At 49.1% G+C, this 11,828-nt stretch carries 11 protein-coding genes; 10 read left to right on the top strand and 1 reads right to left on the bottom strand.

Annotated features, from left to right (window positions below; genetic code table 11):
• Window positions 1-126: 126 nt before the first annotated feature.
• From M4D81_RS20635 to M4D81_RS20590, 10 genes are all read left to right on the top strand, one after another.
• Window positions 127-696, top strand: a complete 570-nt coding sequence (locus tag M4D81_RS20635; protein ID WP_071222565.1) for a GbsR/MarR family transcriptional regulator — start codon at window positions 127-129, stop codon at window positions 694-696.
• 168 nt (window positions 697-864) lie between these two features.
• Window positions 865-2,193: an alpha/beta hydrolase gene (locus M4D81_RS20630; protein WP_260067910.1), complete on the top strand. Its 1,329-nt coding sequence runs from the start codon at window positions 865-867 to the stop codon at window positions 2,191-2,193.
• A 42-nt stretch (window positions 2,194-2,235) separates the two neighbouring features.
• Window positions 2,236-2,796, top strand: coding sequence for a GNAT family N-acetyltransferase (locus M4D81_RS20625; protein WP_071222567.1), 561 nt, complete (start codon window positions 2,236-2,238; stop codon window positions 2,794-2,796).
• A gap of 166 nt (window positions 2,797-2,962) precedes the next feature.
• A complete protein-coding gene (locus M4D81_RS20620) occupies window positions 2,963-3,460 on the top strand; it encodes a winged helix-turn-helix domain-containing protein (protein WP_071222568.1) in 498 nt (165 codons plus the stop codon).
• A 64-nt stretch (window positions 3,461-3,524) separates the two neighbouring features.
• Window positions 3,525-4,853: an MFS transporter gene (locus M4D81_RS20615; RefSeq protein ID WP_260067909.1), complete on the top strand. Its 1,329-nt coding sequence runs from the start codon at window positions 3,525-3,527 to the stop codon at window positions 4,851-4,853.
• A gap of 263 nt (window positions 4,854-5,116) precedes the next feature.
• Window positions 5,117-6,229, top strand: a complete 1,113-nt coding sequence (locus M4D81_RS20610; RefSeq protein ID WP_260067908.1) for an outer membrane lipoprotein-sorting protein — start codon at window positions 5,117-5,119, stop codon at window positions 6,227-6,229.
• A gap of 270 nt (window positions 6,230-6,499) precedes the next feature.
• Window positions 6,500-7,687 (top strand): alanine racemase, encoded by a 1,188-nt coding sequence (gene alr / locus M4D81_RS20605; RefSeq protein ID WP_071222571.1) that lies wholly within the window; start codon window positions 6,500-6,502, stop codon window positions 7,685-7,687.
• 226 nt (window positions 7,688-7,913) lie between these two features.
• Window positions 7,914-8,195, top strand: coding sequence for a CopG family ribbon-helix-helix protein (locus M4D81_RS20600; protein WP_028406492.1), 282 nt, complete (start codon window positions 7,914-7,916; stop codon window positions 8,193-8,195).
• A 3-nt stretch (window positions 8,196-8,198) separates the two neighbouring features.
• The gene (locus M4D81_RS20595) at window positions 8,199-8,549 is read left to right on the top strand and encodes a type II toxin-antitoxin system PemK/MazF family toxin (RefSeq protein ID WP_006212388.1); all 351 of its coding nucleotides are present in this window, start codon (window positions 8,199-8,201) and stop codon (window positions 8,547-8,549) included.
• A gap of 441 nt (window positions 8,550-8,990) precedes the next feature.
• Window positions 8,991-11,207: a Tex family protein gene (locus tag M4D81_RS20590; RefSeq protein WP_071222572.1), complete on the top strand. Its 2,217-nt coding sequence runs from the start codon at window positions 8,991-8,993 to the stop codon at window positions 11,205-11,207.
• Between the two features lie 167 nt (window positions 11,208-11,374).
• Here M4D81_RS20590 and M4D81_RS20585 read toward each other — a convergent pair whose 3' ends face one another.
• On the bottom strand, window positions 11,375-11,815 hold the full coding sequence (locus M4D81_RS20585) for a GNAT family N-acetyltransferase (RefSeq protein WP_260067907.1): 441 nt from the start codon (window positions 11,813-11,815) through the stop codon (window positions 11,375-11,377).
• Window positions 11,816-11,828 lie beyond the last annotated feature (13 nt).

The following is an 11,828-nucleotide window of genomic DNA, read 5'->3' as shown; positions in this document are numbered from 1 at the left end:
GAGAATGTGTGTGGATTCGGCTTGTTTAGATTTTATGGAGATCGTTCACACTACACTTCGAGTCCACCTAGTTTTGTTATGTTGACATGACTTCTTGGATGGCTACAGATAGAGGAGGCTGCAAGCATGGGCTTGTACCATTTAGATGATGAACGGCAGGCAGCCGTGCATAAGATTCGTAAGCGTGTCATTGAAAATATTGGACGAAATATGGATTTGTACGGCATTCCACTCTCAACGGGACATTTATACGGACTGCTTTATTTTGCGGATAAGCCGATGAACCTGGATGAAATGGGACAGGAAATGAAAATGAGCAAGACCAGCATGAGTACAGGCGTGCGGACGCTGCTCGATTATAAAATGGTAAACAAGGTGTGGGAGAAGGGTTCCCGCAAGGATTTGTATGAAGTGGAGTATGACTGGTACCAGACCTTCTTGGATTTCTTCGATATTAAATGGCGTAAATCGGTGGAGAGCAACATTCTGGTCCTGCGCAAAGCGCTCGACGAAACGGAGAAGCTCCGTAAAACGCATGAAGATGACGAAGAGCTGGCAGCGGTGCTGCAAGAGGATCAGGCGAAGATGCGCGAGGCCGTTGCTTACTATAAATGGCTGGAACGATTGATTGATACTTTTGTGGATGGCGATATCTTTAAGTATGTGCCGAAAGAACCGCCTGAAGGTGAATCCTGATATTGAAAATGGGGAAATTCCCCAGTATAATGTGGAGTAAGGCAATGCTTACCCAAGAGGTACAACCTGATTTTATCGGGTTGTGCCTTTTTTTGTTATCTGGCATCGCCTGGAGTGATTAAGCGCAAACACGCGTATGTGGTGCAAAAATAGTCAGGAGGGGTTAGAATGGTCAGTATGTCCTCAAGAATGGTAGAAATTGCAGATTTTCCATCGGTTAACTTAGGCAATACCCGAAGTTTGTATGTATATCTTCCACCCAGTTATCATGAGAATATGGGGAAGCATTATGCCGTACTCTATATGCATGACGGGCAGCATGTATTTTCAGCGGATGAAAGAGGCGGTTCTTGGGATATGCACGTCACCGCCGATCGGCTGGTTTCCGAAGGACGGATGCAGGAGATTATCATCGTTGGCATCGCAACGGTTCCCCATCAAAGACTGAATGAATACTTCCATGACAATCCAAAGATGCATGAGGTGTTTGATCCCCCGTTTGCCGGTGAACGCTACGAATTATTTATTATTGATGAAGTTATACCCTATATCAACCAGAACTTTCGCACGTTGAGGGGCCCTCAGCACACGGCCATGATGGGTTCGTCTGCGGGCGGGATCGTTACCTACAATATCGGCTTTAGAAGACCGGACGTGTTCGGAAGCATTGCGGTCATGTCGCCTTATTTCGTCAAAGCTCATTTTGATGCTCAGGGAGAGCTTAAGGAACATCCCTTTTATGAAAGATACGGGACGCATCCCAATCTTAAGATATGGCTTGATATGGGCGGCGCGGAAGGGGTCTTCATGGAAAAATACGCACGGGAGGAAGCAGAACGTTTGATCCAAGACGGGTTTGTGCCTGGGGAAGATCTCATGCTGTTCCTTGATCCGGGAGCGGCTCACAGCCAAAGCGACTGGGCAGGCAGAGCGCAAGCGCCGCTACTGTATTTTTTTGGCGACATTGGAGAACCAGCCTCGATAAAGCTGTATGGAGATGGCGTCGTAGGGGTGAACGGACCCGTCAAGCAACTGAATCCGGTCATTACATACGACAGCGGATTTGTGCAAACGTTGATGAATGGAACATATCATGTTGAGGATCCTGAATTGCTCACGCTGCTGCCAGATGGAACGCTGATGCCTCGAACTCCTGGCAGCACCCGGATTACGCTGCAAATGGGAAGTTTAATCGCGAATAAAGAGATTACGATTGTAGAAGAGCTGCCTGAGCTTGTGAAAGTCACGATTCAGGTGAAGGTACCGCCTTCCACACCGGCTTCCTCCACGATCTATGCCGGATTTGAGATTCCGTACTGCGGAGTTGGCATATATAGAGGGAGTGCAATGGTACCACATGGCTTGTCTTTTACGTTCAAGGTATCAAGAGGGTTTGGACTGCACGAGAAGATCGGGGATCCTGAAGTGAAACGGCGTTCTTTTACAGCATCGTCCGAGATGGAGCTGTTTTATGAGGTTGAGGACTGGGATACTTGAATGATGAAATTGCATTGAATTGTAATTGGAGGATGAATAGGCATGAGCATCAGATCAGCTAGACCACAGGATGCAGTTGCAGCGGTAAGGCTGCTGTACGACGCACTGCACGATGTGGCGCATCAATTAACAGGGGAAGACAGTGAAGAGAAAGTGCTTGAAGTGCTGGAGCAATATTTCCGGGCAGACGAGGGCAGGCTCAGTTACCGTCAGGCTGCCGTGAAGGAGATCGACGGCGAGGTAGCGGGCATTATCGTTGCTTACGGCGGGGATCAAGCGGCCGAATTGGATCGTCCGATTCTGGATCGTTTGCGGAAACTGAAGAATGACCCTTCCGTAGCGCTGGACAAAGAGGCAGACGAGGATGAGTATTATATCGATACGTTATCCGTTTCTCCGCAGTTTGGAGGAAAGGGGATCGGTTCGGCGCTCATAGATCATGCAGAGAACCGGGCAAAGGAGCTTACGTATCGTAAAATCGCTCTCGCTGTGGTAACGGACAATCATCGCGCTCATTCTTTGTACGACAGAAGAGGATATAAAACGGATAAGGAAATCATGATTAACGGGCATGTTTATTATCATATGGTCAAACCCGTTTAGAAAAAAAATAAACAATTCATAAGCCGCCTATTTACAAATGGTAATAGGTGGTTTATTATTGTGTCATACCGATCTAGAAAATTAGAATGATAAATTAAAATGGAATAAACGAAAATAACAGTTTAATTTACGTAATTAGAATGAATTTAGAATGGAGTGTTGCGCTATGGAACAAGATCAAAATCAAAGCATCGAAATATCGGTGGAACAAGCGAAGCTGCTCGGGAGCGCCCAGCGGGTGAAAATTCTCGGAACCATACTGGATACGGCCAAAACCTCAAAGCAAGTAGCAGATGAATTGGGAGATTCGCCGGGAAGCATCCACTATCATATTCAGAAGTTATATGACGGCGGGCTGATAGATTTGGTGGAGACCCGGACGGTTGGCGGCATCGTAGAGAAATATTATAAATCCAAAGCGAAGTGGTTTAACACCAAGGGAACGCAAACGATGGACCCGGTCCTTGCCGAAGATTATGCAGCGGCGACCCGTACAAGGATCAGCTTGAGGCTGCAGTTGGACGCAGACCAATATGAAGAGATGACAAAGGAATTCAAGGAACTGCTTGAAAAATGGGTGAACAAGACCCTCACGACCAAAGGGAAAGACAGCAAGGAGTATGCCGTCGGGATCAACGTGGTTTCGACGGAAACGTCCGATTAGGAAGGGGCTTCTTTAGCCTCTTCTCTCCAAAACTACTAAATTTTTAATCAAGGAGTGTTCCTCTATGGAAATATTAAAAAATCGCAATTTCCTGGTGTTGTTCGTTGGCCGAATTCTTACGAATATCGGCGACAGCCTGTACGCGGTAGCGGCCATGTGGCTGGTGTACGATCTCGGAGGCTCGACGCTGTATACGGGGCTTGCCGGCTTCCTCTCGATTCTTCCCCGAATCATTCAACTGCTATCCGGTCCGATGATTGACCGCGTTCCTATACGAGGGCTTCTGGTGTACACCCAGTTATTTCAGGCGCTTCTTCTGTTGATCGTTCCGCTTGCATTTTATTTCGACTTTCTGACGGTCGGCGTTGTACTGGCGATTACACCGATTCTGTCCACGCTGAATATGTGGGTATATCCGGCCCAAATGTCGGCCCTTCCCAAAATTCTCGATAAAAAGCAGCTGACGCAAGGCAACTCGCTGTTCTCCTTAGCCTATCAAGGCATCGATGTCGCTTGCAACGCAATATCCGGCGTGTTGATTATTGTGCTGGGCGCAGTATCCCTTTACTTATGGAATTCCATTGGCTTCTTCATCGGAGCGCTGCTATTCTCGCAACTGAAAATCAAGAAATCTATCAAAACTTCGGATAACAACGATAATAAAACATCAATGAACAATACCTTAACTTCAAAACCTAAGCGTAATGCCCTTAAAAGTTATTGGGCGGACATGAAGGAAGGTCTTCGCTACATTCTGGCAACCCCGCTCGCACGGGTACAAATGGGGATGATTGTCATCAATGCTGCGGGCGGCGCTACCTTTACGGTTATGCCAGCGTTTGCCGACAGCCTCGGCGGAGCCGGCGTCTACGGTATATTGCTCATGGCCCAGGCTTTCGGAAGTTTGCTGGGAGCGATCCTGGCTCCATATTTGAAGCTGGAGCGCCTGCCCCTTGGATATATTTTTGCCGGAGCGTTCTGTTTATCGGGCGCTGCCTGGTGTCTCAGCGTATTTACCCCTTGGACTTGGCTTGTCGTTCTGGTGTACGGTCTGGCATGGTTTCCCGGAGGGATTACGAACATTATCATCAATTCGGTCATTCAGAAGGCAATACCCGAGAAAAGATTGGGCACGGTGTTTGCGGCAGCTAGCGGACTCAGCGGAATTGCCATGCCGCTTGGCAGCCTGATCGGAGGTGCCCTTGGCGTGGTTGCGGCAAGCTCCTCCATTATCGCGGGATGCGGAATCGCCGTGTTCTGTGTAGGGTTCTTCTGGATCTTTGACTCGACCACCCGTAGTCTTCCGTCACCTGACAATGTAGATGAAGAATGGTTCGCGCCTTATACGAATACGGCTCCTGAGAAGTCCGTTTCTATGCACACAGCCCCTTAGAGTTGGCTAAGGTCGATCAGCTTCTGTACTTACAGAGACCAATAAGAAGAAGAGGGGTTGTACTGATTACTTTCATATATCGAGCCGAGGATGAATCAGCGATCGACGGATTCATTTTCGGCTCTTTTTTCGTTTAAGCGAAGCGTAAACGCCTGCCGAGTCCCAACGCAGCGGTGCTTGTCAGGCTAGTCTGCATAATGTGACCAAGTCCCTCATAGACATGTATCAATCAAGTCAAAACAAGTGTTGAAGGGGATGATGACATGCGCCGGATTTCATGGGTGCTGCTCGCGGTAGTATTATGCTTAACAACAATACTGGCGGGATGCGGGAAGAAGAATGCAGACAGCGTTGTAAAGGATCTGGGCAAGGTGGCTGATAAGCTGGAAAGTGCCAAGGGCGCTTACCAGGGAGCGGGCGTTATGACCATACATACCGGTTCGGCGCCGCAGGAGTATCAGGTTGAGGTATGGTACCAGTCTCCATCTTATTACCGGATCAGCTTAACCAATGGACAAAAGGATATTACGCAAATCGTGCTTCGCAACGATGACGGCGTGTTCGTTCTGACGCCGAGCTTAAACAAGAGCTTCCGCTTCAAGAGCGACTGGCCGGATAATCAGGGACAGGTATATCTGTACCAAACGCTGCTTAGCAGCATTCTGAACGACAACACCCGTCAGTTTGCCGAGGATAAGGATAGTTACGTGTTTGATGTGGCCGCCAATTACCACAGCCATTCCTTGATTCGTCAGAAGATTTGGCTCGCCAAGGACAACTACACGCCGAAACAGGTACAAGTGTCGGATTCCGAAGCAAATGTGGTTGTTGAGGTGAAATTCAACACCTTTACCTTTGATACGAACCTGACCAAGGATTCATTTGATACGAACAAGAATCTAAGTGCCATGAACGATGCGAAGGGGACCATGGCGGAAGTGGACGAGAACGGGGTACCGGTGGCTTCCAGTACGGAAGGTAACGGCACTCAGGGAATCGAAGGTTTGACGGAAGCGGCTTCGGGTCGCGATATGGGATCCTTCGGCATCATCTATCCGGAATATGTGCCTGCAGGGGTCACAAACAAAGACACGATGGAAGTTCCGGAGAGCAAGGATCATGCGGTTATTCTGAAGTATGACGGCGTGTATCAATACACGATTATGGAATCCAGACCGGTGGATCGTGCGGTTTCCCTCGTACCGGGCGAGGCCGTGTATATCGATTTCACAACAGTTGGCCTGCTCACCGGCGATCAGCAAAGAACGCTGACCTGGAATTCGGAAGGCGTGGAATACCGAATTACGAGCGCCAATCTGCCTGTTGAAGAAATGAAGAAAGTCGCTGCTTCCATGCAGGGAGAATCGGGTAAATAATACGAAGTAGGCGGATACCGAGCATTGAAGGAGGGCAAAATTCCGACAATGAGGCCATTCGCCTCTTTTCCAAATAAAGGCACTCCATCCGTGGGCTCATCACTATTTCTTGCAGATATTCCGATGTTTCACCAAGTTTCGCACCCGGGGGGAACCACGAGCCTCATAAATAAGCAATTTGCCTCAATTGACAGTTGCCCCCGGGAACATTACCATTAATCTAATGTAAAGCATAATGCTTTTTTCAAAATGGTAAGAAGGTGACTGGAATTGCAAGCGATATATCGACCTACCCTGGCGGAGATCAACCTGGACCATCTGCGCGCCAACTATAACGCTTTTCGTGAGGCGCTGCCAAGCCACATGAAATTGCTTGCTTGTGTGAAGGCTAACGCCTATGGTCACGGAGCTGTAGAAGTGGCACGCGAACTTCAGCAATTGGGGGCGGCTTACTTAAGCGTAGCTTTCCTGGATGAAGCGCTCGAGCTTCGGCAAGGAGGCATCTCCAGCCCGATCCTGGTGCTCGGTTATACACCACCGGAGGCTGTAGAGATCGCTTATGAGCATGATGTAACCATAACCCTGTTCAGTTCGGAAGTGCTCCAAGCGATTAAGGCACTGCCGGTCCAGCCGGAGAAGCCACTCAAGGTACACATCAAGATTGACAGCGGAATGGGTCGTTTGGGCCTGCTTCCAGGCGAAGATGCAATTTCTTTTATAGAAGAAGTATTTTCACTGCCGCAGGTTGTTGTCGAAGGAATGTTTACCCATTTTGCAAGAGCGGATGAAAAGAACAAAGACTATACATTGGGACAGTACCGCCGTTTTCAGGGCGTAGCGGACGCTCTTCGGGATAAGGACTACCATATCCCGCTCATACATACGGGCAACAGCGCTGCTGCAATTGATACACCCGAATTATCCTATGATATGGTTCGTGTCGGCATCAGCTTGTACGGACTGTATCCTTCGGATGAGGTGAATCGAAAGACAGTCAGCCTCCGCCCTGTCATGACGTTAAAGACAAAGCTTGTCTACGTCAAAAATTTACCTCCGCATTCCGGTATCAGCTACGGGACGAAGTATGTAACGGAGGAGGAAGAGCAAATTGGAACCCTCCCCATCGGTTACGCCGATGGCTTCTCTCGTATGCTGAGCGGTAAAGTGGAAGTGCTGATACGCGGCCGCCGCGTCCCTGTTGTCGGAACCATCTGTATGGACCAATGTATGGTATCGCTCAAACCTTTCGCCGATGAGGCGGAACAAATTAAAGCTGGTGAAGAGGTTGTACTCATCGGTCAGCAGTCTGACGAATGCATCACGGCAGATGAGCTGGCGTCCAAGCTGGGGACGATCCACTACGAGGTCGTCTGCATGATTGCCCATCGGGTACCACGTCAGTATATACGCAATGATATACCCGTGAAGACCGTGAATGCACTCTGGAGCAACCTTTAAAAAGTCAAGTCACCATAAGTAATTTATTCAGGAAAGAAGGAATAAGTACAGACCTTCCCGAATTAGGAATATGTCGTTTAAGTCTGTACGAAAGTGTCGATTGTAGTTTATAATGATATGCAGCATACTTGATATACCTTCGGCATATATATTCTTTTGTATAATTTTCCTTGAATAATGTAATACTGGTGCACAGGGCGAGAAGGTTGTGGGGGTGTAATAGAGGGTGGCCAATATGCAGAACACCAAACGAATCATGATCAGTTTACCGGATCATCTTTTGCAGGAAGTGGACGGGATCGCTCAGCTGGAAAATTCCAACCGCAGTGAGCTTATTAGGCAAGCCATGAAGTTGTACCTGAATGAACGGAAGAAACGTTACATTCGTGAATCCATGCAGCGGGGTTATATGGAAATGGCCAAAATTAACCTGACCATGGCTTCTGAGGCGTTTCACGCGGAGGAAGATGCAGACAACACTCTAGACCGCTTAGTAAGCGGGGTGTAGACAGTGATCGTTAAACGGGGCGACGTATTTTTTGCGGATTTATCACCTGTTGTCGGTTCTGAGCAGGGCGGCGTAAGGCCAGTCCTTGTCATTCAGAACGATATCGGCAACCGGTTTAGTCCGACTGTGATTGTTGCAGCCATTACGGCACAGATTCAAAAAGCCAAGCTGCCGACTCACGTCGAAATCGACGCGGCGTCGCATGGATTTGACCGGGATTCCGTCATTTTGCTAGAGCAGATCCGGACGATTGATAAGCAGCGGCTAACCGACAAAATCACCCATCTTGATGATGAAATGATGAGTAAGGTGGATGATTCCCTGCAAATAAGTCTGGGCTTGATTGATTTTTGATTCCATTCAAGCGCTAACGTTTTCCACATAGAATGTTATGACTAAAAACCCTCAAGGACTAAATCCTTGAGGGTTTTTATATGGAGGGTATGTTCGAAGGACACGGCAATGGATGCATGAACTAAGAGAGTAGCGGTTTACGCGTTTGTAGGTATGAGGATGTAGGCCGTTGTAACCGCCGCAACGATAAACAAAAGGCAGACAACGGACCAGGCAATCGCATGTTTGTCATTCATCTTAGGTGACCCCCTAATTGTAATGAGGTGCGGATATCCGGCAGCAGCATTTTCGTACACTAAGAATATAAATTTAATCTTAAAATCAGATGAAATTGACATTAAAAGCAGCTTAAAGCCTTATGAAGTGAGCGATGTAGTGGAAATGAGCGCTTAAGTTTGGGATAATAGCAAATATAGTTTCATTGAAGAAAGAGGGATATCATTGTCTGAATTAGAAGCTGTTGTGGAAGTAAATGAGGAACAGATTCGCAAGGAAGAATCGAAACGGATCGTGAAGCAGATCGCGAAGGAGCTTCAATTGTCCGAAAAACAGGTGCGCACGACCGTTGAACTTCTGGATGAGGGCAATACCATACCGTTTATTGCGCGTTACCGTAAAGAAATGACAGGCGAACTGGATGAGAACCAATTACGTGATATTGAAGAGCGGACTGGCTATCTGCGCAATTTGGAGATCCGTAAGCGGGAAGTCATCCGCATCATAGAGGAGCAAGGCAAGCTGACGGAAGATCTGAAGGCATCGATTACGGCCGCCGTTAAGCTGCAGGAGGTAGAAGATCTCTACCGTCCGTATAAGCAAAAGCGTAAAACCCGGGCAAGCGTTGCCAAGGAAAAAGGGCTTGAGCCGCTGTCGGAGTGGATATGGTCGCAGCCGAAGCAGGCTGATGTGATGGTTGAGGCAGCCAAGTATGTGGATGAGGAGAAGGGTGTGGCTTCGGCAGAAGAGGCCGTGCAAGGCGCGATGGATATACTGGCTGAAAACATTGCCGATGACGCAACTATTCGTTCCTGGGTTCGCAGATACAGCCTGGACCACGGCATATTGACCTCAGAGGCGAAGGATACCGAAGTGGAATCCGTATACGAGAACTATTACGATTACCGGGAATTGGCGAAGAAAATGCCGCCGCACCGGATTTTGGCCATTAACCGGGGAGAGCGCGAGAATATTCTGAAGGTAGGGCTGGATGTTCCTTCCGAATCCATTCACGCGTACATCGGCAAGCAGGTGCTTAAAGGTCCATCAGCCGTCACGGACATTCTTACGGCGGTCATCGAGGATTCATACAAGCGCCTTATTGCTCCATCGATTGAACGGGAAGTCCGCGGAGAGCTGACGGAAAAAGGGGAGAACCAGGCGATCTCCATCTTTGCCGGGAACCTGCGCAGCCTGCTGCTGCAGCCGCCGGTGAAGGGACGCTGTGTGCTGGGTGTTGACCCGGCTTACCGTACCGGTTGTAAGCTTGCGGTGGTCGATGATACGGGCAAGCTGCTTGAGGTGGCCGTAACCTATCCGACGCCGCCGGCCAACAAGAAGCAGGAGGCCGCGGCGAAGTTTAAGGAGCTGATTGCCAAATACGGCATCAAGCTGATTGTCATTGGAAACGGTACGGCATCCCGTGAAACGGAACAGTTCGTCGCCGAAGAAGTCATTGCGGAACTTGCTGACCCTGAGCTGGCCTACCTCATCGTCAATGAAGCGGGAGCAAGCGTATACTCGGCCTCGAAGCTGGCGCAGGAAGAATTCCCGGACCTGGATGTCGCCGAGCGCAGCGCGGCCTCGATTGCCCGCCGTGTGCAGGACCCGTTGGCCGAGCTGGTTAAGATCGATCCGAAATCGATCGGCGTGGGCCAATATCAGCATGACGTAACCCAGAAGCATCTGGAGGAGAGCCTGAAGGCCGTCGTGGAGTCTGCGGTTAACCATGTCGGGGTGGATGTGAATACGGCTTCGCCGTCACTACTATCCTATGTGGCCGGCATCAATGCCACGATTGCCAAAAATATCGTGAAATACCGGGAAGAGAATGGGAAGTTTGTCAGCCGGAAGCAGCTGCAGAAGGTTCCGCGTCTCGGTGCCAAGACCTATGAGCAGTGCGTGGGCTTTATGCGGATTTCGGAAGGCGAGAACATATTGGATCGTACCCCGATTCACCCGGAATCCTATGCGGTGGTTGACCGTTTGTTCAAAGAGCTTCAGGTAAGTCTGGACAAGCTTGGAAGCAAGGAACTCGCTGAACTGCTGGATGCCCAGCAGCCGGAGAACCTTGCCGTGAAGCTGGAGGTTGGCGTGCCGACGCTGCGCGATATACTGGACAGCTTGCAGCGCCCGGGACGCGATCCGCGGGAGGAATTGCCGCTGCCGATTTTCCGTCAGGACGTACTGAAAATCGAGGATCTCATGCCGGGAATGGAGCTGCAGGGAACGGTACGCAATGTCATCGATTTTGGCGCCTTTGTGGATATCGGCATCAAGAGCGACGGACTGGTGCATATTTCCCAGCTAAGCGATGGATTTGTCAAACACCCGATGGATGTTGTCTCTGTGGGGGATAACGTTACCGTGTGGGTGCTGAATGTAGATTTGAAGAAAGGCCGTGTCGGATTGACGATGCGTAAGCCGAAAGATCAGTCATAGGAACTGCTGTGTAAAAAAGAAAAAGAGCCGTAACTCCTTGAACTGTACCCCAGTTGTTAGAGATCACCTAACATTTGGAGACGCAGTTCCCTTTGGGGAGAACGGCTCTTTTTTGTATCATTCTTGATCTGGAGCAATAGCTAATGGGGCATGTCCTCACGGTAGGCTTAGCCATGGTTCAGCTTTAGCAGCAGTACTTTTTTATCGTATCTTTCGAGACACCAGTAATATTTTGCTGAAATTTTGGGTTCGACTGCGGGAGCATTTACATCGATTTCATGAAAACCAAACTTCTTATAGAAATGCTGCAGCTCCTCAAACGGAATGCAGTAAACCGTCTTTAAACCTAGTCTCTTTGATTCTTCCACCAGAAACGAGACGACTTCGTGCGCGAGGGACTGGCCTCTAAACTTGTCCAGAATATAAATACCGCCGAGCTCTGCCTCGTGTTCATTAAGTCTAACCAATCGACCGACTCCTGCGTAGTCGTCTTGCGACATGACGATGGCAATGATTTCATTGTCCAGTGAACTTGGCTGAAAGCCGATCTGCTCGTAATGTTGATTGACCCAAGGCAATTCTGCTTGAGTCACCCTTTTGATGCTCATGATTACTCACCTC

It is taken from the genome of Paenibacillus sp. p3-SID867 (assembly GCF_025142895.1).
Taxonomy (GTDB): domain Bacteria; phylum Bacillota; class Bacilli; order Paenibacillales; family Paenibacillaceae; genus Paenibacillus_AQ.
This window is presented reverse-complemented; position numbering and strand designations above follow the sequence as displayed.